The sequence below is a fragment of the Entomomonas asaccharolytica genome (assembly GCF_016653615.1).
GTDB lineage: Bacteria > Pseudomonadota > Gammaproteobacteria > Pseudomonadales > Pseudomonadaceae > Entomomonas > Entomomonas asaccharolytica.
Map to the genome: position 1 here is coordinate 1,000,173 of NZ_CP067393.1, position 26,181 is coordinate 1,026,353.

Sequence of the window (26,181 nt, forward strand, 5' to 3'; positions counted from 1 at the left end):
GAGTTTGATAATGATTAGCCCATCTATACAAGTATTGCCTGCTCCTGATAAAACGGGTGGTAAGCCATTAATGCAAGCTTTAGCTGAGCGTAAGACGATCCGTGATTTTAATGATAAACCTATTACAGAACAGGCCCTAAGTGATTTGTTGTGGGCTACTTGGGGAATGAATCGGGAAGGGTGGCGCACCGCTCCTACCAGCATGAATAATCAACAAATAATAGTGTTTGTGGTTAAGCCAGATGGTATTTGGCGCTTTAATGCAGCACAACATCAGTTAGAAAAAGTATTGGAGCAGAACTACTATGCTGCATTTGGTGGCGCGCCTCTTACTTTTATTTATACAGGTTCACAAGGTAAATATGATGCTTTATCAATAGGGGCTTTATATCAAAATGCAGGGTTGTACTGTGCTTCTATAGGTCTAGGTAATGTGATTGAAACTAATCACAATCAGGTATTAGGTAATAGACTACCCTTGCCTGTGGGTTATAAAATCTATATTACGCAATCGTTCGGTTGGCCAAAGTAATTAAGTAAACGACCCTTATTGCAAGGGTCGTTATTAATTTTACATTAATACATCATCAACAGGCTGGATAGGTTCTGGTAATTCTTGGCCTATTATTTCTTTGACATTGATTTCTAAATTACGGCTCATTGCATCTAAAGGTAGGTCGTTTTGTTGGGCATCAAAGGGATCAGAAATTTGATCACCTAACGCATCTAAACCAAAAAAAGTATAAGCTAAAAAACAAACAGCAAAGGGTGTAGACCAACCAATGCTATCTACTAAGCAGAAAGGTAATACAAAACAATAAATATGTACTGTTCTATGCAGTAATAGAATATAAGGAAATGGCAGAGGGGTATTTTTTATTTTTTCGCAGCCACTTAGCACACCAGAAAGATGGCTTAGTTCACGATCAATACTAGATAATAATACAGCATTGGTATTGGTTTTGTGACAGGTGTTAGCAAATGCTATACCTAATTTACTTAACAACTTGTTAGGAATATTAGGAGAGTTCTCAAGTTCTTGGTATTCCTGCTTTGTAAGATAAGGTTCTAAATCTTGTAAAGGAGCATTATCACGCAGCGTATTACGTAATGCATAACCAAAAGCAATAATTTTATTCGTAATAGCCTGTTGTTCTTCTTTAGACAGTTGCGGAAAGAAACTAACCAATTGCCTAGTTAAGTTACGGCCACTGATTAGCAATTGTCCCCATAAGGTTCTAGCTTCCCAGAAACGTTGATAAGCAACATTATTTCTAAAACTTAAAAAGATAGCTAAGGTAATACCCCAAATAGTAAAGGGGGCAGCAGTAATAATAATTTTATAGTGGTACAGTGTGCCATGACTTAATACCACAAGCGAACTCAGTAATACAGTAAATAATACTCTACGCCATATAATAGGGATAATAGACCCTTTTTTAGTAAATAGTAGGGCAAAGGTAGAGGGCGTTTTTGATTTAACAATCATAAAAGAATAAGTAAGCAATATTAAAGAGTGAATTTTAATACGATATAAGAAAAAAAGCCTTAACTAATTAAAAATTTAATAGAAGGCAATTTTTTTCAATACAACAGACAGCTTATTTGACAATCTTTCCTTATAAAGTTTAATTAGGATGTAGTCTAAATGAGTATAAGTCTTTTTTTATCCATGGCAGTGTATGCTTTAGTCACCTCAATCACACCTGGCCCTGTTAATGTGGTGGCGTTAAGTTATGGTACTCAATATGGTGTGAGAATTTCAGCTATTTATGTGACAGGACAGGCCACAGGTTATACCTTGCTGTTACTTTTAATTGGCTTAGGTTTGCATCATACATTAGAAGTTTATCCCTTATTGATTACCATTATCCAGTGGTCTGGTATCGCTTTTTTACTTTTTCTAGCCTATAAGTTTTTTACCGATAATGGACAATTACAAACAGCTAAACAGCGAAGTAGTAATAGACCTTTTTTATATGGCGCATTAATGCAATGGCTAAATCCTAAAGCATGGCTTTGTTCAGTGGCAGGTATTGGCGCTTACACAATGCAAGGTAATACATTATTAGTTTGGCAGTTTGCTGTTCTCTATTGGATTATTTGTTTTTTGTCTGTGGGATGCTGGGCTTATGCTGGTATTTTTCTACAGCATTTTCTACAAAAGCCTAATTATCTAAAGCGATTTAATCAGTTAATGGCATTGTTATTAGTAGCCAGCGCAGTATTTTTAGCACTGTAGTTCAGTCACTTTTTTTATACTTTATTGAATGATTTAGACATATTATTGCTACTGTCTTTAGCCATCTTGTAAAACGATGGGAACAGCTATAGAGGTTAGGCTTGATACTGTTTTGGGGTAGCCGATAATAGTTTTTTGAAAGTACGTTGAAAATGTGCTTGGTCAGAGAAACCACTAGCCATTGCGGCATCAATAATATTACTACCCTGTCTCAATAGATGTTGACCATATTGAATACGACGGTTAATTAAATAATCATGGGGAGTGATCCCATAATACTTTTTAAAGCTACGAATGAGGTAGTAAGGTGAAAGTTTCACCTGTTCACAAAGGGTATCTAATTGTATAGATTCTGTGCAGTGCGCAGAAATATACTCTGCTACTTGCTGTAACTTATCGTGGGGTAGGGGCAGTTTGTCTGTTATAGCAACAGGAGTAATTTGTTGTTGTAATAATGAAAAGAAATTAATAGCTGCCAATTGTTTATACAATATCTCATGTTCTGAATTAGACAGCGTCGTATAAAGTGCTGTTAGCCCTTGATAGATTGCAGTATTGTGTGTAATGGTTTTTGGGAAAGGGTAAAAATGACCTTCATTAATTCCTAGTTCTTGTTGCAATTGAGTTAACCAAACAACATCCACATAGTACATAAGATAAGACCATGGTTGATTATTGATTGGGTTACAGGCATGTACTGTATCAGGATTGATTAATACAACTGTTCCTAATCTAGTTTGATGATTGGTAGTGCCATCAAAATAGCTACTGGTTCCTGCTGTAATAGCACCTATTGAAAAAGTATTATGAATATGTGGCTGATAGCAGGCTTTTCTACCATCAGCAACGGCACGTACTTCTAAAAAAGGCAAAGCAGAATGACGCCAGAATATTATTGGATTACTTGTATGCAAAGCTGTTACCTGCATTATTGAATAAATTGCATAGTTATACTAAACGGAAGCTATTGATATGGCAAGTAATTTGCTCCTTAAGTAGCTGGATGATTAGCTCCCTGTTTTGGCAGACATAAAGAAATAACAGCCGCTATAATCAGTAAAATACCTGCGCTACCAAAAGAAATCCAATGGTTATGGAAAACTTCATAAGCCCAACCGCCTAGCCATGAGCTGATCATAGCGCCAATCTGATGACCTAAATAAGTCCAACCGTAAAGAATACCAACTAAGCGAATACCATAAATATCAGCAAGTATGGCTGAGGACAGCGCTATACTACCTGACCACACCAAGCCACCAATAGCTGCTACGGTATAAAGTTCCCATTTAGTTGCCACCATCACTAGTGCAATAAAACCTAAACCCCTTACAAAATAAATAGCAGCAAGCAAATGTCGACGTTGGAAAATATCTGAGATACGTCCTAATATCACTGTACCAAAGATGGCTACTAGGCCAATTAAGCCAATACCTATTGAGCTAGTGGTTTCATCAAAACCATGATCTACCAACATTGGTATACCATGTGTGCCGAGTAGATTCATACTAAAACCACAGGTAAATAATCCAACACAAATTTGCCAAAAAGGACGAGTACGAATTGCTTCACTAACTGTTAAAAATGGTGTAGCAGGCTGATTAATTTTACTGGCTTGTGCTTTCTTCGCTATTTGTTCAGGTAATAAGTCAGTATGTTCAGGAGCGTCATCACGAATAATAAGTAAAGCAGTAGGGATGGTTAGCAGTGCAAATATAATAGCATAACCCACCATGGTCGTTTGCCAGCTAAATTGCCCAATAGTATAGGTAAATACTGGCGTCATAACGGCAATACCTGCCATTGAACCTGTTGACAGAAAGAATAGTGCCATGCCACGTTTACGGGTAAACCAACGACTTAAAACAGGGGTTAAAGCCACAGGGCTAGTAAAAGCAAGACCTACTGATAAGGTAAGACCGAAGGCTAAGAAAAAGCTAACTAAGTCAGTAGCAAACACTGTCCAAATTGAAGAGCTAACAACAATAATAGTACCTAGAATAAGTACAAACCGTGTGCCATATTTATTGACTAAATACCCTGCGATGGGCATACCAATACCATAAAACAACATACCAATGGCAATAATGGCTGATAACCAACTACGACTAAAACCAAGATCATGTAACATGGGTAAGAAAAATGGGCCAATACTCATTCTCATACCTACGGTTAACATGGTTAATAGGGTGGCTGCGGCTACAATATTCCAACCGAAATACCAACTACCCACGCTATTTTTAGCCAATTTGAATTCCTCTTTTATTTTTAGTTATTACTATTGCGTTATTGTTTACTTTGTTAATTATTGGGGGATTGTATTAGTCACATCATGTAATTGATGCCAGTACTATTAATAAGTTATTTTTAAAAGTGGTTAGATTATAACAATCTGCTATTAGAAACTCTAATAAATAGTTGGCAAAAAAAAGGGTACAAACTTGTACCCAAAAGAGTGATAAGCGTATTTAATTAGAAAGTATAGCGATAACCCACATTAATTTGTTGTTTATCAAAGCGATTACCATTGGCATAGTTTAAATCAGCATGAATAGTATGTTGCTTATTAATGGTCATACTTACACCTAATTCGTTATCCCAAAAATTACCTTTAAAGCTATGTTTCTCTTTACTGTTGTTTAAACGGTAATTGATATTGTCACCTGTAAATTCTCTAACATACCCTGTTTTAAAGTAAACATTAATAGGATTAGCAGTATTTTTAACTTGATAGCCTACAGCCGTACTTACTCTACCTAAGGTTGAGTCATAATCGCTTAGTTTTATATTTAAACCATTAGATGCACGAACAGTATCACCTTGTTGATGCATGTAACTTAACTGTACTTGCGGTTCTATATACAAACCATCATTAGGGTTTTGCATAAAGAAACGTTTGCCAGCCTCTACAGAGAAACCATAACCATTACTTTTAGCATGACCAGATACTTTATTATTTTGAGTATCTTTAACACTAAAGTTATTTTTAATATGGTCATATTTTAAGAGAGTATCTACATAGAAGTTATTTTCTGTGGTATAGGTACCATATAACCCAAAATTGTAACTACGAACCCCACCATTACCAGCACGGTAATTAGGATTTGCATCAGTGTAACCAGCAGCAACACCTACACGAAGGGCACCTGCTGAAAGATTAATAATTTTATCAGCACCTATTTGGGTACCACGATAGTTCATATCGAAGCCACCAAGATTGCCATCGAATGAGTTTAATTTGCCAGCAAAACCACGCATCCAAATATCAACATCTTTGGTCTGTTCAGTATTACGAAGATCTCCCATGCGTTGCATTAGGTTTTGGGTATTAATATAGCTTACTAGATAACTGGTATTCATAAAGTTAGCTGCTGCTTGAGCAGTAGTGGTTAATGAACCGATTCCACCCGGAGGAACAGGACCTCTAGCACAATTAGCATCTGCACAAAGTACCCAGTTATTGCCTTCTTGGCGTAGCCCAAACTCATAACCACCTTGTTCAACCGTACGATATAAACTAAATTGGTTAGCATTACCACCACTGGTAGTTTCTACTACAGTTAATTTATCTGTTACTTGGGCTGTGGATGCACCGTTGTTGGCTATAAATAGCAGGTTGTTACTATTAGCATCTAACTGATTGACTTTGATAAGGTCGCCTATTTGGTTACCAATATCAGCTTGCATCGCATAGACGCCATTACCTTTTAAATTGTCTACATTTAAGGTAATAGGATCAAAACTATTTACAGGAATGTTACTACCAAGTTGTATTCCACTAAATGAAGCAACGCCATTATTTTCTAGATTGGTAATATTAACAAAGCTATTGCCAGTTCCTGATAAAGCAGAATTAACAATTAGTGTTAAATCACTTTGACTGTCAATAGTCGCATTAGCAATATTCGAGGTTTGGCTTGCAGAGGTTTGTATGGCTAACATACCTTGATTAGTGATATCCAGAGCGCCTTGCGAAATACCACCATCATATATACTGGTATAACCACCATTTACAGTAGTATCTTTAATAATGCCTGCATTGTTTACAACCTGCGCAGCACCTGTATTAATAGTATTATTAATAGCTTGACCATTATCCCATACTTGTTGTAAACCACCATTATTAATAATATTATCAGTAGCTATCGAGTTAGCATTTTGTACTTTTTGTGTACCACCGTTATTGACAGTAGTATTGTTAGCTATACCCGCACTAAAAATTTGCTGTATACCACCATTAACAATGGTATCAGTAGCTATTCCATTACTGTAAACATATTGACTGCCACTATTTAAGGTAGTATTTTTTGCCTCGCCAACACCAGTGCTATTACTGTAAATACGTTGTAAACCACCATTAATGGTAGTATCAGTGACTAGACCGTTACCATAGACGTATTGAACGCCTTGCGTATTAATAGTTGTGTTATGAGCCTGTGAACCAATACCGTACACAGACTGCATACCATTATTAATAATAGTGTTCTCTGCATAACCACCACCATTTTGAGTGGCGTAATTGGCGTTATAAATATATTGTGAACCACCGTTATTAATGATTGAGCCAATAGCCTTAGCACCAGTACCATAAACGTTTTGCTGTCCACCGTTTATAATAGCATTGATAGCAGTACCTGCTTTAGTGTCATTTGCATGCAAGTCGCCTGTCTCTAGGTAAACGTATTGTTTACCACCTGTTTCAATCGTAGAGCCAGTAGATACACCACCTGCCAAAACTTTTTCAATACCGCCATTTTTTATAGTGGTATTAGTAAGTTCTGCTGGAAATGTGTCCCAACGCATACTATCGTCAACAAGTGCGCCAAAGCCTGCTTGGCCAACCAAAACTGTACCACCATTTTCTACTGTAGTATTGTTTGCTGTACCACCCACTCGTAGTTGACTGTCTGTTCCTGTAACAGTAACGCCCTCTGCTGTGGCGTAATAATAATCATCGCTATTGGGATCACAATTGCTATTGCTACAGCCAGGAAGTAATACGAGTTGTCCACCATTTTGCACAGTGGCATTAATATAGTCATGATTAAAGGCATATACCCCTGGATGAGTAACAATTTCATCTTGTAAGATTTGATTAGCTTTCCTTGCAAATGCAGGATTAGCAATTGCTAGTAATAAAAGTGGGTATAGTAAAGTACCAGTAGGTATTTTAACAAACTTAGTATAGGACATTAGGATAATACTCCGATAATTACTGCTAACTCTATCAAAATATCCTAATAAATTTAGGAAGATAAGTTGCTTCCTCAAATATACTATACTTTGGTCTATCTCTTTAAATCCAAGATTCTTTAAGTGTGATGTAGTTCACGATATGTTTAATAATCCACAACTTTTGTTAGCTATTGTTCAGATAAGTTAAAATAATTGGCTTTGTATTTGTGTTATTGCTATTTATTAGAGTGTTGAAGTTATTAATTGTTGAAAGTGTTTAGTTTTTATAAAATCATTGATAGGCATAGGTTTTCCTAATAGATAGCCTTGTAGAAAACGTACTCCTCTTTCTTTTAAATAGATAGCTTGTTCCTCTGTTTCAATACCCTCAGCAAAGGACTCTAATTTACAGTTGTGGGCTATTTCAATAATACTATCTAAAATATTTTTTGACAGGGCATCTGAACCAATACGTGATACAAAACTTTTATCTATTTTTAAATAATCTATTGAAAAATCATACAAATAGCTTAAATTTGAATTGCCTATGCCAAAGTCATCTAAAGCAATTTTGGCATTTAAGGTATGAAGTTCTTTAAACAATAATTTAGTGGTAGTGTTTACCTCAATAAGCTCTCGTTCAGTTACTTCTATAACTAAAGTGGCTTTATTAGTTCTTAAATGTTTAAAAAACCTTCGACAGTCATTTACAAACTCTAGATCTTGGCAATGATAGCGTGAAATATTAAAACCTATATGAAAATTATCAGGTAGCTTTTTAGCATAAGGTGCTAACGTAGTGGCTACTTCTTTCATAATTAATTGGGTCATGGGAATGATTAACCCTGATTTTTCAGCAAGCGGTATAAAGGTGTCTGGCATAATGATTGTTGAGTTAGAGTGGTGCCAGCGGGATAAAACCTCTATGCCTATTATTTGATAATTTTCAGCACTAAATAGTGGTTGAATATAGGCTTTTATTTGTTCATCTTGGATAGCCAGATATAATTCATTATAAGACCCTGATATATTTTTTAGTACCCAATGAGTAAATAAATAACTAATAATTATTAATAGGGTGATTATAAGAAAAGGGTTGCCATAGTAATAAAATAATACTCCTATGGTGGGAGGACTAATATAGGAGGTTTCTACTTTATAGGGTATTTGTCCAAGAGAATGAGTAGCAACTGTATAGTAGTTTTCTGTAGGTGGGGTAACACCTTGATAAGTAATATTGGTATTGTGTAGTTTTAGCGTAACCAGTTGTGTATCAAGTCGAGGCTCTAGAATATCTTTAATCTCTTGATCATCTATTACCATAATAACTGCATTTTTCTCTTTATTGTTATTTGGATAGGGCATATCAAAAATTTGGTTAAATAAAATATAAGAGACTTTAGGTATATCTTGGTAGGTATTACCGTCATTATTAAAATAGGGTTTAGCAACAAATTGAGTGTCTGATGAGCAAAAAAACTGTTGATTTTTTATCAAGTCGATAGATTTAATTTCAGGATTATTTTTTACAATCGCCACTAATAATGGATGAGTGATTTTACAATCAATATCTGTAAGGGGGAGCGTTGCTGTTGCAATAGTGTACATAGAGGACATGATGTCATCTATTTGACTAATCGCCATATAGTTAGTTTGGGTAGAAAATGACCGTCCTTGATATTTAGCATACAAAAAAATTCCTGTATAGCCAATAATACCAGTAAAAAGAGCTGTTATTAAAGGATAAAACTTTCGCAAAATAGCAAAACTTTTTCTTCTTGAAAGCTCCATGCTAATTACCTCAAACAAAATGGTGATGGCAAATAGTATGTGAATTTAGTAGCTAATACTTTGTTCTAACTCTATATTTATTGCGAAAAATACTTATTTATAATACCTGACAGCAGTTTAATTATTGATTGAGTTGATTTTTAAAGTACTCGCTTTTGATAAAGTCTTTAATAGGAACAGGTGGTGAGTAAAAATACCCTTGTAAATAGGTAACGCCTTTGTTTATTAGATAATTAGCCTGTTCTTCAGTTTCTACTCCTTCTGCACAAGATTCTATTTGACAGTTATGAGTAATTTCAATAATAGAGTCTAGAATATTTTTAGAAAGTGCATCAGAGCCAATACGTGACACAAAACTTTTATCTATTTTTAAATAATTAATTGAAAAATCAAAAAGATAAGATAAGTTAGAATTACCTACACCAAAATCATCTAAGGCTATTTTAATATCGAGATCATGTAACTCTTTAAATAGTTTTTTTGTTATATCAGTCACCTCAATAAGTTCTCGTTCGGTAATTTCAATGACTAAGCTAATATTACGAGTTTTTAACTGCTGATAAAACTGTTTACAGTCGTTGGCTAACTGTAGGCTTTCACAATGTTTTTTGGAAATATTGAAGCCAACATGAAAATTGGGAGAAATAATAGCAGCAAAAGGCGCTAATGTTTCAGCTACTTCTTTCATTAATGTTTGTGTTAAAGGGATAATCAATCCTGTTTTTTCAGCCACAGGAATAAACGCATCAGGACTAATTATACCCATTTTAGGATGATGCCAACGCGCTAGTATTTCGATACCCGTTAATTCACCACTTTTAGCATTAATTACAGGCTGAGCATAGGCTTTGATTTGATTGTCATTAATAGCTGTATTTAATTCATAGTAAGTACTAGAAATATTATTAATAAACCAACGGGTAATAAAATATGCAAAAAAAGCAAACAAAGTAACTAATATTAAAGGTATACCATGGTAATAAAACAGGATATGTAAATTTAATGGATATATATAGCCTGTTTCAATTGTATAGTGATAACCAACATATGATTGTACTTTCATTGATTGATAAATTGTTGGTGGTTCTGTATCTATACTTTGATAGGTTATAGTATGGTCATCAAACTTTAAGGTGATGATTTGCGTAGGCACGCGAGGCGTTAAAATCTCTCTTAATGCCTGAAAACTAACCACTGTAATAATAATACGATGTCTTTTTGTCAAATCTATAGAGTGGTCTAACACAATATCGTTATCTAACAACATAAGGGCGGTGTCTGGTGTATGTTGTTTTAATAGTAACTTTGTAGTATTAGATGGTTTTACATCATCAGTATTTTCAGAGGAACAATAAGGTTTCTCATCTTTGAGTAAATTAATGGCCTTTATTTTACTATTTTTAGAGACAATTTCTTTTAGAATAGGTTTGACTACCTTACAATCGAGTTCTATAAGGGGTAAAACTGTAATAGTGGTTGAGTGAAGAGCAGTCAAGAGATCATCAATTTTACTGGTTACCATATGATTAGTTTCAGCGGTAAATTTTTGCCCTTTTGTATAAGCATAAAAATAAATCCCTGAGTAACCAATAATACAAATAAATAGAGCTACCATAAACGGATAAAGTTTACGGAGGATTAATAGGCTTTTTAATGTATGGGGTATCATGTAGCTAGTTCTAGTTATATTTAGTTTTTTAAAGGTAAACCATAAATCCCTTTTAAGTACTACTTTATATAATAATTATTAAAGGATTTATAATATATTATTGTATAGAGTTTCGGGCGTTTTTATATAGTGAATAGGTAGTAGATTTATGTTGGTAAACTATTAAAGCCTGTTAAAACTAACAGGCTTTAATGGTATTTATTGTGCTTCTGCCAAAGTTGTTTCTTCTGGAGCTGACCAAATACGATAACGAACTTCAACATCTTTAGGCGCATAAATTACGATAGGTAATTTGCTGTTATAACGCGCAAAAGTTTGAGTTGTCATTGGCACAAATGCTTCGTGTTTATCATTATTAGGGCAAGCCATCATTGTAGAGGCAGGTTGACCTACTTGTTCTACAATATAGTAGTTATAACCCCAACCTTGTAAATCTTTTTCTTCAACGCTACCACCAAGCATGTAACGATTACAGCTATCAACCATAATTTTTTTGCCAAAAACAAGCTCTACTTTGTAGTTTTGTTCATTCTCTTTAGGATCTACAAAGATAGCATAACGTTTTTGGTCTTCAGTCGCTTCTGGATAAGGCGCAACGTCTTTTAATACCTTAGGTTTCATGCCTTGCTCTTCCTTTTGGAGTAATGTTACATCTGTTTGTGCAGGTTTGGCATCTGTAGTTTGAGTTGTGTTGTCATTAGCTAATGCATAAAAACTTACACAGCCTAATACAGTGGAAAGGCAAAGAGCTGAAATTTTATTCATAACAATACCTGTTAATAATCATTAAATTTTAGTAAATATTAATTACTTTGCTAGCAATTAATTTAGGACTTAATCATACTATAAAATAATCGATAAATAGTCATATACTATTGTACTACAAGATATTAACAGTGATTATTTATTAGCCAGTATCACTGCACGCTTAGGTGCAGGTAAACCTTCTATAGTAAGGTTGTGATCATTAGGGTCTAAAAAATTTGGCAATGATTGATAGGTCATCCAATCAGTAGCTCGTTGTTCTAGAGTCGTAGTCTGGCTAATATCAACACAACGAATATTATGATAGCCAGCACGCTTTAACCATAATTTTAAAGCAGGCACAGAAGGTAAAAACCATACATTACGCATTTGTGCATAACGATCTTCTGGTACGAGAACTTGCTGTTCATCGCCCTCAATAATAAGTGTTTCCAAAACCAGTTCGCCACCTTTAACAAGGCAATCTTTTAGTTCAAGTAAATGATCGATAGGAGAGCGACGATGATAAAGCACGCCCATTGAGAATACTGTATCGAAACTTTCTGATTGTTGGGGGAAATCATCTAAGGTAAAAGGTAACATCCATACAGGTAATTTAGGCAGGTATTTTTTAATGGCTAGAAATTGGCACATAAAGAGTAAGTTTGGATCAATACCTAATACATATTTAGCGCCTGCGCCTAGCATACGCCACTGATAATAGCCATTACCACAACCAACATCTAAAATACGTTTATTTTGTAAATTAAGATGAGGAATTACTCTGTTCCATTTCCAATCAGAATGCCATTCAGTATCTATAAAAGTAGTAAAAATTTGAAAAGGCCCTTTACGCCAAGGCATCAATTTACGTAAGGCTTGTTCTAGTTGGGTATGTTGTTGTTCAGAAACAGCACCATTAATAGCGAACTCTTTAGCTAGTTCAATATGTTCAACAGTAAGCTCAGGAAGTTCTGCTATGGCAGCTTGCCAACGAGGTAGATCACCGTGTTCACAGTTTAGTTTTTGTTCTACCAATTGGGGTAACTGGCTTGCCCATGGTTGTAAATTAGTTTTTGCTAGAAGGGGTATTAAATCAGTTAAGTTAATCATGGTAACGCTATAAGAGAAATAAAGTTAAGACATTGAAACCAAACAGTCACTTTAGAGAAGCCAGCTTCATATAACCTTTGTTGGTGAATGGCCAGCGAATCTATTTTCATTACATTTTCAATAGCTGTACGTTTTTGAGCTATTTCAAGTTCACTGTAGCCATTAGCACGTTTAAAGGCTAGATGTAGTTCATTAATAAGTTGTTGATCATCAGACTGATCAAATCGTATTTTCTCAGAGAGTAGTAGTACACCTTTAGGATCTAGAATATGATATATATTTTTTAGTATAGCTAAACGCTGTTCTGGTTTAATAAATTGCAGTGTGAAGTTCATTGTTACAACTGAGGCTGGCTGCCAATCCATGCTTACAATATCTGCTTCGATGACTTGAGTTGCTACAAGCTCTTGATACATAGCATCCTGTGCCATTAGATACTCTTGGCAACGCTGTACCATGGGCGCAGAATTATCAATCGCTAAAATACGACATTCTGGTTGTTTGACATGACGACGTAATGCTTGAGTAACTGCACCTAAAGAACAACCAAGATCATATAATAAACTATAAGGTTGAGCATATTGAGCAGCGATTACTCCAATATTTTCAACAATAGTAGGGTAGCCAGGAACTGAACGTTTGATCATATCAGGAAAAACGTTTACAACGTCTTCGTTAAAAACGAAATCTGGAACTTTTTCTAGAGCAGCAGCAAAAATATTATCAGTTTTTTTCATAGTAGTTTAAAGTAGATAGAACGCTTTATTTTAGCATTATGCTGATATATATTCCCAGCGTATATTTAATGGTAAGACTTGAGAGGAGAAAACAATAATGAAACTCAAAATGTTTCAGGTAGATGCATTTACTGATACCTTATTTCAAGGTAATCCTGCGGCAGTTGTACCGTTAACAGAGTGGCTATCTGAGTTTCAAATGCAACATATCGCAGCTGAAAATAATTTAGCAGAAACGGCTTTTATCAAACAAGTTGCAGGTAATAAGTATCATATTCGTTGGTTTACTCCTACGATAGAAGTACCTTTTTGTGGTCATGCCACCTTAGCCAGTGCTTTTGTTTTATTTAAGGAAAATGATTCACTTACTGAGGTGGTGTTTACCACTGAACAAGTGGGTGAGTTAATTATTTATAAGGGTGATAATGGCTTTATACAAATGGATTTTCCTAATAGAAAACCTACTGAAGTGATTGATAATCCACCGCAGGAATTGTTAGCAGGGCTAAGTATAAAGCCGCAGCGAGTGGTACGTAATGTACAAGCCTATTTTGCTATTTATGACAATGAGCAACAAGTACGTGATGTGGTGGTTAATAGTGAGCTACTCGCTCGGCTTGATCCTTATTGTGTAACAGTTACAGCTCCTGGCCAAGAGTATGATTTTGTCTCACGTTTTTTTGCAACTAATCATGGTGTTGATGAAGACCCAGTAACAGGTTCTATTCATACAGGTTTAGCGCCTTATTGGGCAGAGCAATTAAATAAGACTCGATTATTGGCTTATCAGGCTTCTGCACGTGGTGGTAAGTTATTGTGTGAGGTGAAAGGTGATCGAGTAGTGATTGAAGGAAAAGCTGTGCTTTATTTAGAGGGTCTATTTTATTTGCCAGATTAAGTAACAATTCACGTCTATTTTGGCACTAAAGTCTAACTCTACCCTAAGGGCTTGCTATTTATAATGAAGTTTAGTTAATGATTAAATTTCATTGTAAATAATAAGCAATTTTTTTTGGGCAAACGGGTAGATATCTCTATGTTATTAAGTATCAAAAGTAATGCTAAGAAACTAATAATAGCTACTTCAATAGTTATTTTATCTACTCTACCTGTATATGCAGCAAAACCACCCATTGATTTATCCTCATTACCCACTGAAAAATTTTATGGCAATCTTGAAGCTGTGGCAGCTTTCAATGGAGCAATGCCAACAGGTGTTACAGTAGCAGAGGATGGCCGTATCTTTGTTAACTTTCCGCGCTGGGGTGATGATGTGCCATTTACTGTGGCAGAGCTTGTTGATGGCGAAGCGGTGGCTTATCCTAGTAAAGAGATCAATAAAGCAAATAAAGTTGATATAAAAAATCATTTTATTAGTGTACAAAGTGTGGTTGCTGATGGCAGGGGAAGACTATGGGTATTGGATACAGCTGCCCCTAAATTTTCTTCTCCTGTAGTTGGTGGAGCAAAATTAGTAGCCATTGATTTAAACACCAATAAAATAGTGAAAACCTTATTATTTCCTGCAGAAGTATTGACACCACAAACTTACCTTAATGATATGCGTTTTGATTTTCGCGTAGGGGAAGAGGGGGTTGCTTATGTAACTGAATCTTCAGCAAGTGGTGGAATTATTGTAATGGATTTAAAAACAGGGAAAGCTCTTAGACGTTTAACAGGAGATGTTGCAGCCGCAGCTGATAAGTCATTTATTGCTATTATTGAAGGAGAAGCATTGCTTAGACGTAGTGCAGATGGTAAAACTTCAGCTTTTGCTGCTGGCTCAGATGGTATTGCTTTATCCAATGATGGCAAAATATTATATTTTTCTCCTTTATCAAGTAGACATCTTTATGCAATCGCTACAGATTTACTACGCGACCCAAATGTAACAGATGCTGAGTTATCAAAAGCGGTTAAGGATTTAGGCGAAAAAGGCGCGTCTGATGGTTTAGAATCTGACGCCAATGGTGCAGTATATGCAGGTAATTATGAGCACAACTCGATCAGAAAAAGATTGCCTAATGGTGAGTGGCAAACTATTGTACACGACCCTCGTATTTTATGGCCTGATACATTAGCAATTGGGCCAGATGGTTATTTATATTTTACAGCGAATCAATTACATCGTCAGGCTGGTTTTCATAAAGGCAAAGATAAGCGAGAGAAACCCTATAGCCTATTTCGTATAAAAATTAATGAAAAACCAAATTGGTAGATGGTGACTAATTAACAATCAGCTATTTAATAACAGAATATTTATTATATAGCTTATTTTAGGCTAGCTTCTACTTGTTTCAGTCGTTCAATAGTGCCTACATCAGTCCAGTTCCCTGTAAATAATTCCCCTGTCACTTGTTGCTTTTGTATAGCTTCTCTTAATAGGGGTGCTAATTTAAAAGTTTTTTCAGTACATTGAGCAAAAAGTTTTGGATGAATAATAGCTATACCTGAATAGGTATATTTTTGTTCTGCTTCATTTAATACAAATTGCTCTTGTGACAGACCAAAGTCACCATTAGCCACATGAGGTGGATTATTAACTAAAACTAAATGTGCTAAATGATCAATAGAGTGTTTTAGTTGTGTAAAAGGGTAATTGCAAAAAACATCACCGTTTACTATTAAAAAAGGTTGCTCACCCAAAAGAGGTAACGCTTTTAGAATACCGCCCCCTGTTTCTAAAGGTTCTCCTTCTGCAGAATACTGAATAGATACACCAAATTGTTGGCCATTACCTAAGTAATCTTCTATTTGTTGGCCTAACCAAGCATGGTTAATGACCAGTTCTGTAAAACCTGCTTTAGCCAATGCATTAATATGGTATTCAATTAAAGGTATACCATTGACAGTGATTAACGGTTTAGGTGTGGTTAAGGTAAGCGGGCGCATACGTTCCCCTTTACCTGCGGCTAGTATCATCGCTTTCATTGTTTATTCTCTGGTAAGGAGAGCTGTTTTAATAGTTCTTGCAGATCATTTAGCTCAGGGCGACGTTGAATCACTTCATTAATATAATTGAAAAAACGTGGTACATCTTTTACATAACGAGGTTTATTATCTCTATGCATTATACGCGCAAAAATTCCAATGACTTTAAGATGGCGCTGTACTCCCATTAAATCACTGACTAATAAAAAATCTTCAAAATTATCCTGAATACTAATACCGTTTTGCTTTGCTTGCTGCCAATACTGTAGTAACCATTGTTGTACTTTTGCTTGTGGCCAACTAATAAAAGCATCTTTAAAAAGACAGGTTATGTCATAGGTAATTGGCCCATAAACAGCATCTTGGAAATCTAATACCCCTGGGTTAATGTTACTGAGCATTAAATTACGTGGCATATAGTCGCGGTGTACAAGTACTTTAGGCTGTTGTAAAGCACTTTCAATGAGTTTTTTACAAATTTTTTCCCATAGTAGTTGCTGAGTTTCTGTAAAGACAATGTTACAATGTTTGTTAAGGTACCATTCAGGAAAGAGTAATAATTCTCTTTGTAAAAGAGCTTCGTTATATTCAGGAAGCTCCGCAGATAAAGGCGCTTGTTGCAGCTTTATTAGGCTGTCAATGGCAAGTGGGAATAGTTTATCTGCATTTTGCTCAGTTAGTATTTCTAGCCATGTTTGGGTACCGAGATCTGATAGCAATAAAAAACCTTGCTCAAGATCAGCAGCGAGAATTTGTGGAACATTTAATCCTTGGTTAGCAAGTAAGCCAGCTACTTTAATAAAGGGTAGGCAATTTTTATTTTCTTGTGGCGGTGGGGCATCCATCACGATTAGTGATTGATTATTCAAGTAAAGTCTAAAATAACGACGAAAACTTGCATCACTACTAGCCGCTTTTAATAATATGTCATCCTCGTTTAATTTACCTTTGAAGAAAGGTAAATCAAGGCTTAGAGAGGATAGCCAAGAGATTAATTGGACTAGACGTAAGTCGTTATTCATAAATTGCTTCTCCAAAAGGGCTAGCAGTTAATGTAATGATGCTTTATTATCCACTATCTTTGCTCGATCATCGAGAATATATTTGCCTGATTTTGGGCTATAGGAATTTTGGATTATTTTAAGATGGCAGTTAAAACTACCGTTTTTCGTACAAAAATACCTTTGTTAGTAACTGGCAGCTTTTTGGTATTGCAGCCTTTGGCCTTTGTACCTGTTGCTTTTGCTGATAATAATCAGTTCGCTTGCCGTCCCTCTGCCTCAGGTGGATGGGATTGTTCTTCAGCTGAACGTTCTGCTAGTTTGCCGCCACGTCCTACAACTTCAGTAGACCCTACTGCAACTATTGCTACAACAGATGGTAAAAAAGCTTCTAAAGCAACAACACCTTTAGCAACTGAGAATAAAGGGCGAGCCTTAACTAGCCGTAGTGCTGACTATAGCCATCTTGACTGGGTGCCAAGAGATCAGTTAACACCTGCACAGCTTGCTGAAATAGGTTTGTATTGTGAAGGTAGTTATATTGAGCCAGATCGCGTTGGTATGAACGATCAAACGCCAATAGGTGAAGCGCCCACTTATATTGCTGCTAATACCTCACGCTATAATCAAGAAAAACAAGTGGGTACTTTGGCAGGTAATGTAGTTCTTCAACAAGGTTCTGTACAGATAGAAGCAGACCAAGCTGATCTATCCCGTGTTGATAATATTGGTACCTTATCAGGCAATGTTAAGTTGCGTGATGTGGGGGCATTGGTCGTTGGTGATAGCGCTGAAGTTAAGCTGTCCGAAGGTGAGGCACAAGTTGAAAATGCTGAATTTGTAGTGCATGAAACCCACTATCGTGGCAATGCTCGTTATATTAAGCGTAGTTCTGATGGTTTAATTCGTTTGAAAGATGGTACTTTTACACGCTGTGAACCTAGCGATAATACGTGGACTATTCGTGGTAATAATGTTGTCTTAAATCGTGAAACAGGTCGCGGTACAGCCACGAATGCTACCTTAAGAGTAAAAGATATTCCAGTGATGTATTCGCCATATATATCATTCCCAATTGATAAACGCCGTCAAACGGGTTTCTTGATGCCTAGCTTTAGCTCTAGTGGCGATAATGGTTTTACTTTATTAGCACCTTATTATGTTAATTTAGCACCTAATTATGACTTTACACTTTATCCCCAGTTAATGACCAAACGTGGTTTACTAATGGAAGGTGAGTTTCGTTATTTAACAGAAAATAGTCAGGGGCAATTTGCTGCTGCTTATTTAAACGATAACGGAGATATGAATGAAGACCGTAAAGTCTATGGTGAAGATAGCCGTAACCGTTGGATGTATAGTTGGCAAAATACAACAGGGATGAATTCACGCTGGTTAGCAGAGGTAGACTTCACTCGTTTAAGTGATCCTTTCTATTTTGAAGATTTAGATATTAATAGTAATGGTGTAAATAGTCGAACTTATGTTAATCAAAAAGGTAAATTAACCTATCGTGGTGATAGTTTTACTGCGGCTGTTAATGTACATGCTTATCAAATGGCTACAGTAAGTAGTATTACTGGTTATGATCGTTTACCACAGCTAACTTTAACTGGTAAATTACCCTTTACCCCAGGTGGTTTAAACTTTAATTATGATGCTGAATATGTACGTTTTGATCGTGATTTAAAAGATAAAACCTATACAAACTTCTATGAACAGCCAGATCCTGCTTTGCAATATATTACTTATCATCCTGATTATTTGATTCAAGGATTGATGAGGGCAAATGGTAACCGTGCTTATGTAGCACCAGAGATTAGTTTACCGCTTCGATCATCATGGGGTTATATTGCTCCCTCTGTGCAATACATGTATACCAATTATGATTTAGATTTGGACAGTAAGGGTAAACAGCAAATGCTTATAGATGGACAACGCTTTAAGAGCAGTGTTGACCGTAGTGTAGTTGCTTACAAAATAGATTCAGGTTTATATTTTGATCGTAAGGTAAATTGGTTTGGTACTAACTTTAAACAAACCTTAGAACCACGTGCAATGTATCTATATGTACCTTACAAGAAGCAGGATGATATCCCTATTTTTGATACATCAGAAACTCCATTTGACTTTGATAGCTTATTTAGAACCAATCGCTTCTCAGGTCGTGATCGCATAGGTGACACTAACCAAGTTTCTGTGGGTTTAACGAGTCGTTTGTTAGAGGATAACGGTTTTGAACGGCAACGGGTTAGTATAGGCCAAGCTTATTACTTTAAAGACCGTAAAGTACAAATGCCTGGTATTGATTGGCGGCAAAGAAGCCTAGCTACTAATGATACCTCACCAATTGCTTTACAATATTTATATCGTTTCAATCGTGATTGGCGGATGTCGGCAGCTTATAACTGGAGTCCTGAGGATAGTAAGACTGAGTCTGGTAGTGTGATGCTTCATTATCAACCAGAAAGTAATCTTAATAAGATATTTAATATAGGCTTCCGTTATCGTGATGATAATGTTGCTTATAATTGGTGGACAAGTAGATGGCAACAATCGGGTGATATGACGCGCCATTACTATCAATATGGTGCTTGGCGAACTGATACCATTAAAGATTACTATAAGATTAAACAAGCTGATACATCTTTTATCTGGCCAATTATTCCTCGCTGGAGTTTAATTGGACGTTGGCAATATGACTACAACCGTAATCGTACTTTAGATTCCTTCGGTGGTATTGAATATGATAGTTGTTGTTGGCAATTCCGTGTAGTAGGACGTTATTGGCAAAAATATGATGATGGTATTCTAAGTCGTACCAATAGTACATCTGATCGAGGCATTTTCTTCCAAATCGTGTTTAAAGGTTTAGGTAATGTCTATGGTAGTGGTGCTAATGGTTTCCTAGAGAAAGGTATTGAGGGTTATCGTAAACGTGAAGATCAAAGTTTCTAATTTTTGGCTAGTATTATTCTCAATATTATTAGTTTTTTCAGGGGTTGCCTCTGCACAAGTAAAAAGTTTAGATCGTGTAATTGCTATCGTCGATGATGATGTCATCATGAAAAGTCAATTAGATAGCAGAGTACAAGAGGTACTTCAAACTGTATCGAAGCGTGGTGGTGATTTGCCACCACAAGATGTTTTAGTAAAACAAGTACTGGATAGGCTCATTGTTGAAGATTTACAGATTCAATTAGCTAATCGTTATGGTATTACGGCTGATGATGATGAAGTTAATCAAGCTGTTGCTGATGTGGCAAAGCGTAATAACTTAAATATGGATCAGTTTCAAAAGGTTTTACTAAATGAAGGTTTATCATTAGCTGCTTTAAGAGACCAGATTCGTCGTGAAATTCTTATTAATCGTGTTCGACAACGTGTGATTGGTGAGAAAATTCGTATTACTGATCAAGAAGTTAAGAACTTTTTAAATTCTGAAATAGGTAAAGCGCAATTATCAGAAGAATATTATTTAGCTAGCATTTTAGTGCCTGTCTCGCAGGGTAGTTCTTATGCTGCTATTCAAAAAGCAGAACAAAAAGCCACGGATATTTACAGACAGTTAGAAAATGGTGCTGATTTTGCTAAGTTGGCAATGACAAGCTCAAGTGGTGATAAAGCATTGGAAGGTGGAGAAATTGGTTGGCGTCAAGCAGCACAGTTACCACCACCTTTTGACCAATTAATAAATGGTTTAAAAGTAGGTGATTTTACCCAACCAGTCAGTACCCCTGGTGGATTAATTATTCTAAAAGTGATGGATAAAAGAGGTGGGGCAGCTCATTTACAAGATGAGACTAGCGTTCGCCATATTTTATTAAAGCCAAGTCAAATCCGTAGTGAAGAAGATACTAAGAAATTAGCTGATCGTTTATATCAACGTATTATGGCTGGGGAAGATTTTGCACAACTAGCTAAAAGTTTCTCAGATGATCCAGGCTCTGCACACCGTGGCGGTAGTTTAAATTGGATTGATCCGAACACATTAGTACCTGAGTTCCGTAATGTAATGGATGGTTTGCCTGTTGGTCAAATATCACAACCCTTTAAATCACGTTATGGCTGGCATATTCTACAAGTAGAAGGTCGTCGCTCTACTGATAACAGTGCAGAGTATCGCAAACAACAAGCCATGAATATTCTTTATGGCCGTAAATATGATCAAGAATTACAAATTTGGCTACAACAGCTTCGTGATGAAGCTTATGTGGAAATAAAACTCTAGTAGTTATCTATAAAAAGCTAGCGATATTTTATTATCGCTAGTTTGTTCCATAGTAAATATCCCTTATTGCTGTTTTAATTTAGTTTTCTATTCTATTTGTCCGTTTGAATTTATTGATAAAATCTGTTGTACATATTGATTGAGTGTAAAGGGTAAATTAGTTTTACCTGCTAAACTAGTATTTGTAGTTGATTTAAACCAATCTAATAAATATATCTCTGGTGTTTGTAATTGTCCTTGTGTTGCTTTGAAATAGTCTAAACAGGCCATTTCTACAGAAGGTAATTGTTTGTCCATAAAGCTAACAAGTTGTTCAATTTGTTTTTGACCTAGTGACTCTACGCCTAAATAGCGACTATTAAGAATCATTGACTTAATCATCACTGAGGCCTTTTTTTTTAAGGCTTGGTATTCGATACTCTGCATATAGCTAGCATTTCCATTAGATTCTTTGATAATGATTAAGCCAAAAATCAATAGAAATGCAGATAGGTATTTTTCAATATAATGATAGTCTAATATATCTCTACCTTGCTGTTGTAAGGCATGTCGATGGGTTTGATTTATTAGCCTCATAAAGGTCTCTGTTTTATCCCTTACTTTTTCAAGTACTATACTGTGCTTTTTGGGACGGCAAAGTTCCTGAAGTAATTTTATTTCTCTTTCATCAATAGCATATTCACTTAAGTTATTAAAAATATAGGGTTGGGCGGATAAATTAATACGGCTTTTTTCTTCAAACCATGCTTGTATAGGTAAAGTTGGATCACTATTGTATTTTTTAGTATAGCTACAATACGTAGTAATTAATTGTTTTACCTGTTCATAATTATTTTTAATGAGTTCAACAATTCTTTCTTTTTTGGTACCACGTGCAATATAAACTTTTTGTAAGGCAGGTATAGTTTTTTCTAATAAAGTATTAAATTGCTTACGGGATACATAGTTTGTTTTGCCTTTTGATTGACGGATACCCACAATGCAAAGCAATAAATACAGTGATGAAATATGTAATCGAGTATTTAGTTGACGAGGATTGCTGTTTTGTGATGATAATAAAGGTTCTTCTAACGCCTTTTGCGCAATAGCCTGTTGTAAAGTGCCAATTAAGTGAGATGCACGTTCAGTCACTTCTAATTCAATAAATTGTTGAGTGTGTTTATCTGTTAGAAATTTCCAAACAAAAAAGCCTACAATTAAAGATATTACTAGAATAATTATATTGTAAGTACCATTTAAAAAAATGCTAGCTAGTTGCAACCCAATAGTGATTAAAAATAATATGAATAAAACTTTTTTGCCATAACTGCTTTGATCCATAAAGTCTCTTCTTATATTTAATTAGTTTTTTTGTAAATCCTATTCTAATAGATATTATTGACGTTTTGGAATGTTTGCATATAAATCATGATAATAATCTATATAATAGACTATATTTTTTAATAATTATTTATTATTGCCTGACTGGACAAAACAAATAGGTTTTACTATGACTGCGCACACCGTGATTGATTTGCCAAATAATTTTATTCATGCTGTAAATTTGTTAATACCAGAAAATCGACGTTTTAGTGATTCTATGACAACCCTAGCGTATGGAACAGATGCGAGCTTCTACCGTTTAATTCCTAAGCTAGTTATTCGTGTTGAAAGTGAGGAAGAGGTAGTAGCTATTCTGAAGAGTGCTTATAAAGAGCAAGTAGCTATTACTTTTAGGGCGGCAGGTACTAGCTTATCTGGTCAAGCCTCTACTGACTCAGTGTTACTAGTATTGGGGGATCATTGGAATGGCAAGGATATCCGTAATGATGGCTTACAAATACGTTTGCAACCAGGTGTGATAGGAGCGCAAGCTAATAAATGGTTACTACCTTATGGGCAAAAAATAGGCCCTGATCCTGCATCTATCGATACTTGTAAAATAGGCGGTATATTAGCTAATAATGCCAGTGGTATGTGTTGTGGTACGGCACAGAATAGTTACAGTACGATCCAAGATATTCGCGTGGTATTATCTGACGGTACGGTATTGGATACTGAAAAACCAGAAAGTGTAGAGGCATTTAAGCAAAGTCATAGTTGGTTATTAGAAGAATTAGCCCAATTAGCCAAGGATACCCGTGCTAACACAGAATTGGCTGATAAAATTCGTCATAAATATCGTTTAAAAAATACCACAGGGTTATCGATCAATGCCTTAGTGGACTACGATGACCCTATTGATATTTTAAAACATATAATGGTGGGCTCTGAAGGTATTTTAGGGTTTATCAGTGCAGTTACTTATAATACAGTACCAGAGCATCCTTTTAAGGCGAGTGCTTTTATTGTATTCCCAGATATTGAAACGTGCTGTAAAGCAGTACCTATTTTAAAGCAACAGCCTGTTTCAGCAGTAGAAATGCTTGATCGACGTAGTTTGCGCTCTGTGGAAAATAAACCTGGTTTGCCTGAATGGGTGAAAACTTTATCAGACAATGCCTGTGCTTTATTAATAGAGTCACGTGCAGTAAGCCCAAGCTTATTAAATGAGCAATTAAAACAAATTATGGAGTCTATTAAGCATTTTCCTACTGAGCAAAAAATAGACTTTACTCAAAACCCTGCTGAATATGGCAAATTATGGGCGATTCGTAAAGGGACTTTCCCCGCTGTTGGTGGTGTTCGTAAAATAGGTACAACGGTAATTATTGAAGACGTTACCTTTCCTATAGAACGTTTAGCTGAAGGGGCAAATCGTTTAATTGAGTTATTTGATAAGCATAATTATCATGAGGCCATTTTATTTGGCCATGCCTTAGATGGTAATTTGCATTTTGTATTTACCCAAGATTTTAGTAATGCTGAGCAAGTAGCCCGTTATTCAGCATTTATGAATGATGTTACACAACTAGTAGCTGTTGAATTTGGTGGAGCATTAAAAGCTGAGCATGGTACAGGACGCAATATGGCTCCATTTGTCGAGTTGGAGTGGGGAACTGAAGCTTGGCAGTTAATGTGGAAGATTAAACGGCTTTTTGATCCTAAACACATTCTTAGCCCTGATGTTGTATTATCCAAAAATAAAGAAATACATTTACAGAATTTAAAACCATTACCTGAAGCTGATGAGTCAGTTGATCGTTGTATGGAGTGTGGTTTTTGTGAGCCTGTTTGTCCTGCTAAAGATTTAACCTTATCGCCACGTCAACGAATAGTTATTTGGCGTGATATTCAAGCAAGAAAAAGGGCAGGTGAAGATGTTAGCACTTTAATGCAACAATACCAGTATTATGGTATGGAGACCTGTGCGGCAACAGGGCTTTGTGCTATGCGTTGTCCATTAGAGATTAATACAGGGGATTTAATTAGAAAGTTACGTGCTGAAACAGCCACTCATAACAAAATAGCTGGTTGGGTAGATAATCATTTTGCTAGTACCTTAAAAGGTGCCCGTTTTACTTTTGCAGTAGCTGCTACAGCGCAGCATATAGTAGGTAGCCCAATGATGGAAAGTATTACTCATGGGCTTCGTAAGTTAAGCTTTAATCATATTCCACGCTGGTCAAATGCTATGCCAACGGCAGCAAAACCTTTAAGGTTTGTGCCAGCACAAACTGATAACCGTCCGCGTGTGGTTTATTTTACTACTTGTGTATCTAGAATGATGGGGACTGCGGTAAATGATATTAATCAAGTGCAATTAGTGGATAAAACTAAACAGCTTCTACAAAAGGCAGGCTATCAAGTGATATTGCCTGAATGGGTAAATGATCTTTGTTGCGGTCAACCCTTTGACTCTAAGGGATATCCAGAGCAAGCTACTAAGAAATTGGATGAGCTAATAGAGGCGTTACTCATAACCAGTCGCAATGGTGAAGATCCAATATATATGGATACAAGCTCCTGTAGTTTACATGTGATTGAGGCGATTAAACAACGGGGAATCAATCTAAATGTTTATGATTCTGTTGAGTTTATTCATAAGTTTTTATTAGAACGTTTAGAGTTTAATCCTATAGAGGAAGATATAGCACTACATATTACTTGCAGTAGTCAGCATTTAGCTGAAAATCAAGCATTTTTAGATATTGTAAGAAACTGCACAACAAAACAAGTTGTGATACCTGAAAATATTCATTGTTGCGGCTTTGCTGGTGATAAAGGGTTTAATACCCCAGAACTTAATGCTCATTCATTGCGTCATCTCAAAGATGCAGTTAAACATTGTAAGCAAGGTGTTTCTAATAGTCGTACTTGTGAAATTGGCTTAACTGAACATAGTGGTATTAATTATCATAGTATTGTGTATTTAGTAGATACTGTGACAAAACCTAAATTTATAGCTGAATAATAGATACTGCTAAGCTTTTTAATTAGTTAAAGCCGACATATTAACCAACTTACTTACTCAATTAATAGGTTGGTTGCACATATCAATAAATAATATTTGAATTATCTATAACCCATTGAATAATATAAAATTATATTTATTTTGTAAGTAAACAGTTGTTTGCTTTATTTAAAACAGTTATTTAATAGCTTTTAGTCAAATAAACGAAGAAAATAGC

Annotated in this window: 19 protein-coding genes; 7 read left to right on the forward strand and 12 right to left on the reverse strand. The window is 35.7% G+C overall.

Going from position 1 to position 26,181, the window contains the following annotated elements; translation table 11 throughout:
• The first annotated feature begins 10 nt into the window (after positions 1-10).
• Positions 11-532, forward strand: a complete 522-nt coding sequence (locus JHT90_RS04540; protein WP_201094663.1) for a nitroreductase family protein — start codon at positions 11-13, stop codon at positions 530-532.
• A gap of 39 nt (positions 533-571) precedes the next feature.
• On the opposite strand, the gene JHT90_RS04545 is transcribed toward JHT90_RS04540, so the two are convergent.
• A complete protein-coding gene (locus tag JHT90_RS04545; protein WP_201094665.1) occupies positions 572-1,489 on the reverse strand; it encodes a bestrophin family protein in 918 nt (305 codons plus the stop codon).
• Positions 1,490-1,654: 165 nt separating this feature from the next.
• Here JHT90_RS04545 and JHT90_RS04550 point away from each other — a divergent pair, with 165 nt between their 5' ends.
• Positions 1,655-2,242, forward strand: a complete 588-nt coding sequence (locus JHT90_RS04550; protein ID WP_201095763.1) for a LysE family translocator — start codon at positions 1,655-1,657, stop codon at positions 2,240-2,242.
• A gap of 95 nt (positions 2,243-2,337) precedes the next feature.
• Here JHT90_RS04550 and JHT90_RS04555 read toward each other — a convergent pair whose 3' ends face one another.
• The 8 genes from JHT90_RS04555 to cmoA form a co-directional block, all read right to left on the reverse strand.
• Entirely contained in the window at positions 2,338-3,171 is an 834-nt protein-coding gene (locus tag JHT90_RS04555) for an AraC family transcriptional regulator (protein ID WP_201094667.1), read from the reverse strand.
• A gap of 62 nt (positions 3,172-3,233) precedes the next feature.
• On the reverse strand, positions 3,234-4,487 hold the full coding sequence (locus tag JHT90_RS04560; protein WP_201094669.1) for an MFS transporter: 1,254 nt from the start codon (positions 4,485-4,487) through the stop codon (positions 3,234-3,236).
• 224 nt (positions 4,488-4,711) lie between these two features.
• Positions 4,712-7,432: an autotransporter outer membrane beta-barrel domain-containing protein gene (locus tag JHT90_RS04565; protein WP_201094670.1), complete on the reverse strand. Its 2,721-nt coding sequence runs from the start codon at positions 7,430-7,432 to the stop codon at positions 4,712-4,714.
• Between the two features lie 225 nt (positions 7,433-7,657).
• Entirely contained in the window at positions 7,658-9,205 is a 1,548-nt protein-coding gene (locus JHT90_RS04570) for an EAL domain-containing protein (protein ID WP_201094671.1), read from the reverse strand.
• Positions 9,206-9,326: 121 nt separating this feature from the next.
• Positions 9,327-10,874 (reverse strand): EAL domain-containing protein, encoded by a 1,548-nt coding sequence (locus JHT90_RS04575; protein WP_201094672.1) that lies wholly within the window; start codon positions 10,872-10,874, stop codon positions 9,327-9,329.
• Positions 10,875-11,072: 198 nt separating this feature from the next.
• Positions 11,073-11,639 carry a serine protease inhibitor ecotin gene (gene eco / locus JHT90_RS04580; protein WP_201094676.1) on the reverse strand — a complete coding sequence of 189 codons (567 nt, stop codon included), beginning with the start codon at positions 11,637-11,639 and terminating at the stop codon, positions 11,073-11,075.
• Between the two features lie 135 nt (positions 11,640-11,774).
• Entirely contained in the window at positions 11,775-12,731 is a 957-nt protein-coding gene (gene cmoB, locus JHT90_RS04585; RefSeq protein WP_201094678.1) for a tRNA 5-methoxyuridine(34)/uridine 5-oxyacetic acid(34) synthase CmoB, read from the reverse strand.
• Positions 12,728-13,468: a carboxy-S-adenosyl-L-methionine synthase CmoA gene (gene cmoA / locus JHT90_RS04590; RefSeq protein WP_201094683.1), complete on the reverse strand. Its 741-nt coding sequence runs from the start codon at positions 13,466-13,468 to the stop codon at positions 12,728-12,730. The genes cmoB and cmoA overlap by 4 nt, the downstream gene beginning before the upstream one ends.
• Before the next feature lie 97 nt (positions 13,469-13,565).
• Between cmoA and JHT90_RS04595 the strand changes: the two genes are divergently transcribed.
• Together JHT90_RS04595 and JHT90_RS04600 are read left to right on the forward strand one after the other, a co-directional pair.
• Positions 13,566-14,366, forward strand: a complete 801-nt coding sequence (locus tag JHT90_RS04595; protein WP_330893056.1) for a PhzF family phenazine biosynthesis protein — start codon at positions 13,566-13,568, stop codon at positions 14,364-14,366.
• A gap of 138 nt (positions 14,367-14,504) precedes the next feature.
• Positions 14,505-15,686: an L-dopachrome tautomerase-related protein gene (locus JHT90_RS04600; protein ID WP_201094685.1), complete on the forward strand. Its 1,182-nt coding sequence runs from the start codon at positions 14,505-14,507 to the stop codon at positions 15,684-15,686.
• Between the two features lie 53 nt (positions 15,687-15,739).
• On the opposite strand, the gene murU is transcribed toward JHT90_RS04600, so the two are convergent.
• Complete coding sequence (gene murU / locus JHT90_RS04605) at positions 15,740-16,399, reverse strand: N-acetylmuramate alpha-1-phosphate uridylyltransferase MurU (protein WP_201094687.1); 660 nt, start codon at positions 16,397-16,399, stop codon at positions 15,740-15,742.
• Positions 16,396-17,421 (reverse strand): aminoglycoside phosphotransferase family protein, encoded by a 1,026-nt coding sequence (locus tag JHT90_RS04610; RefSeq protein ID WP_201094690.1) that lies wholly within the window; start codon positions 17,419-17,421, stop codon positions 16,396-16,398. Before JHT90_RS04610 ends, murU begins: the two co-directional genes overlap by 4 nt.
• A 123-nt stretch (positions 17,422-17,544) precedes the next feature.
• Between JHT90_RS04610 and JHT90_RS04615 the strand changes: the two genes are divergently transcribed.
• Entirely contained in the window at positions 17,545-20,358 is a 2,814-nt protein-coding gene (locus JHT90_RS04615; RefSeq protein ID WP_201094692.1) for an LPS-assembly protein LptD, read from the forward strand.
• Positions 20,339-21,631 (forward strand): peptidylprolyl isomerase, encoded by a 1,293-nt coding sequence (locus JHT90_RS04620; RefSeq protein ID WP_201094694.1) that lies wholly within the window; start codon positions 20,339-20,341, stop codon positions 21,629-21,631. The genes JHT90_RS04615 and JHT90_RS04620 overlap by 20 nt, the downstream gene beginning before the upstream one ends.
• An 87-nt stretch (positions 21,632-21,718) precedes the next feature.
• Here JHT90_RS04620 and JHT90_RS04625 read toward each other — a convergent pair whose 3' ends face one another.
• On the reverse strand, positions 21,719-22,951 hold the full coding sequence (locus tag JHT90_RS04625; RefSeq protein WP_201094696.1) for a hypothetical protein: 1,233 nt from the start codon (positions 22,949-22,951) through the stop codon (positions 21,719-21,721).
• Positions 22,952-23,138: 187 nt separating this feature from the next.
• Here JHT90_RS04625 and JHT90_RS04630 point away from each other — a divergent pair, with 187 nt between their 5' ends.
• The gene (locus JHT90_RS04630; protein ID WP_379971858.1) at positions 23,139-25,964 is read left to right on the forward strand and encodes an FAD-binding and (Fe-S)-binding domain-containing protein; all 2,826 of its coding nucleotides are present in this window, start codon (positions 23,139-23,141) and stop codon (positions 25,962-25,964) included.
• Positions 25,965-26,181: the final 217 nt, after the last annotated feature.